Genomic DNA, 2,273 nt, shown 5'->3' with positions numbered 1-2,273 from the left:
GGGAGCGAGACGCCATCGCGGGGAGCGGCTGCGAGCTCGGGCCGGGCAGCGGCGAGAGCGAGACGCCATGCCGACGCGCGGCTGCGAGCGGCGCAGGTCCCCGTCTGAGCTCAGGCTCGCGGGCGGCGGGGTGACCGGCAGCGGTCGAACGCCGCGCGCGCGTACTCCCACGTCTCGACCCCGTAGTACAGGTGGCCCGCGATCATGTAGAGCGCGGCCAGTCGCTGGTACGTCCACGCCCGGTCGAGGAAAGTGTCGTCGACCCGGCCGACGTACCGGGCCAGGACGTCCTCGACGAAGCGTGGGCCGTATTCGTACAGTTCGGCGAAGTCCACGGCCGGGTCTCCCAGGCACATGTCGGTGAAGTCGATGAGCCCCAGACGCCCGGGGGCGGGGTCCGGGTCCCAGTACAGGTGGCGGGAGTAGATGTCGTTGTGGAGGAACACCCGGGGCAGCAGCGTGGACTGCAACGCGCCGACCTCGTCGCAGATCTCGTGGGCGGTCCGCATCTCGTCCGGCGTGAACACCGACGGCAGGTCGTGGGCCACGATGCCGCGCACGAAGTCCAGATTCTCGGGCTGGTAGGAGTACGGGACCCGGTCGAGCGGTGGCCCCGAGACGTCCTGGATGTGCAGCGAGGACAGGAGTGCGCCCAGCTGGCCGGCGACGACCGTCTTCTCCGGATGGGGCAGGTTGTGCAGCAGCTGCGCGGTGAGGCGTTGACCGCGCACCAGCGGATAGCCGGCGAACCGCCCGTGGACGGGGACGTGCGAGTAGCGGGGGAGTGCCGCCTCGACGCGCCCGGCGAGGTGCTCCAGGACCGCGATCTCGGTGGGCAGCTGGGTGAGCGCCTGCTCGTCGTGGGGGAAGCGGAAGACCAGATCGCGGTGCCCGAGGGCGTCGTCCCCGCGGCAACCGTGGCAGATCACCACCACGTGGTCCCAGCCCTCGTCTACCCGTTCGGCGCGTTCCCAGCTCAGTGTGGGGTAGTCGGCGTGGATGGCCGCGAGTTCGGCGGCGGGATGAGCGCCCGGGCCGGTCGCCGGAGAGCTGGCGCCCGCGGGGCCACCATCGGGATGAGCGCCCGGGCCGGTCACCGGAGAGCTGGCGCCCGCGGGGTCACCACCGGGATGAGCGCTGGGGTCGCTGTTCACGGCTCAGACGCTAGTACCGCGCGGTCAGCGCCGGACCGCCGCCACCGCGCGACATGCCAGGTAGATGACAAACGAGACGGTGGTGACGAACACCGAGACGGGCACGCCGGGGGCGAGCGAGAGCAGCATCCCGCCCACGGCGGCGATCTCGGCGAAGAGGATCGTCAGCCCGATGGCCTTCCCGGGGCTGGAGGTGACGGCGGCCGCCGCCGCGGCGGGGGTGATGAGCAGGGAGAGCACCAGCAGTGCGCCGACCACCTGCACGGCCTGCGCGGCCGCGAGCCCCACGAGCACGGCGAAGATCATGTTGAGCGCCCGCACGGGCACACCGCGCGCCGCGGCCACCTCGGGGTCGGCGGAGGAGAACACCAGCGGCCGGTACAGCGCGATGAGCGCCACGCAGATGATCGCCGCGACCACCGCCATCTGCACGAGGCCGTTCTCGGAGACGCCGACGATCTGCCCGGTGAGCAGGGAGAAACTGGTGCCGGACCGCCCGGGATAGAGGTGGATAAAGAGCACCGCGAGCCCGAGGCCGAACGCCAGCACGACGCCGATCGAGGAGTCGCGTTGGGAGGCCCGCGAGCCCATGATCCCGAACATCAGCGCCGCGATCACCGACCCCACGACGGCCCCCAGGCCGAGGTTGAGCCCGAACAGCAGCGCGGCGGCTGCGCCGGTGAGGGCGAGCTCGCTGGCGCCGTGGACGGAGAACGACATCTGCCGCATGATGATGAACGGCCCGATCGCGCCGGAGAGCAGGCCGAGCAACGCGATCGCGGCGAGGCCGAAGATCACGAAGTCCTGCTGCAACAGGTAGGCGGTGGTCTCGGTGTCGGCGAGGGACTCGGCGATCTCGAGCAGGCGGTCCATCAGTGCGCTCCGTCCCCGGTGTGGTCGTGGTGGTGTCCCGTGGTCCACGGTTCGGTGCACAGGTGCTGGGTGTCGCCCACCACGATGATCTGTCCGCGCACGCGCAGCACCTCGACGGGGGAGGAGTACAGCTCGGACATGACCTCGCTGGTGAACACCTCGTCGGGAGTGCCGATGCGGTGGCGCCCGTCGACGAGGTAGACGATCCGGTCGACCATCGGCAGGACCGGGTTGATCTCGTGGGTG

Annotated in this window: 2 protein-coding genes and 1 pseudogene; all 3 read right to left on the bottom strand. The window is 71.0% G+C overall.

Annotated features, from left to right (window positions below):
• Nucleotides 1-110: 110 nt before the first annotated feature.
• On the bottom strand, nt 111-1,154 hold the full coding sequence (locus G6030_RS10285; RefSeq protein ID WP_347238631.1) for an aminoglycoside phosphotransferase family protein: 1,044 nt from the start codon (nt 1,152-1,154) through the stop codon (nt 111-113).
• 24 nt (nt 1,155-1,178) lie between these two features.
• A complete protein-coding gene (locus tag G6030_RS10280) occupies nt 1,179-2,027 on the bottom strand; it encodes a metal ABC transporter permease (RefSeq protein ID WP_182643047.1) in 849 nt (282 codons plus the stop codon).
• Nucleotides 2,027-2,273 (bottom strand): annotated as a pseudogene (locus G6030_RS10275) (ABC transporter ATP-binding protein); the annotation flags it as partial. The pseudogene G6030_RS10275 and the gene G6030_RS10280, both read right to left, overlap by 1 nt.

The organism is Dietzia sp. E1, assembly GCF_014145015.1.
GTDB lineage: Bacteria > Actinomycetota > Actinomycetes > Mycobacteriales > Mycobacteriaceae > Dietzia > Dietzia cinnamea_A.
The sequence above is the reverse complement of the archived record's forward strand: the minus strand, read 5'-3'. Positions and strand labels throughout refer to the sequence as shown.

Bases quoted from the DNA above. Each gene is read 5' to 3' on its own strand.
- G6030_RS10280 (WP_182643047.1), bottom strand. From the start codon at position 2,027: ATGGACCGCCTGCTCGAGATCGCCGAGTCCCTCGCCGACACCGAGACC.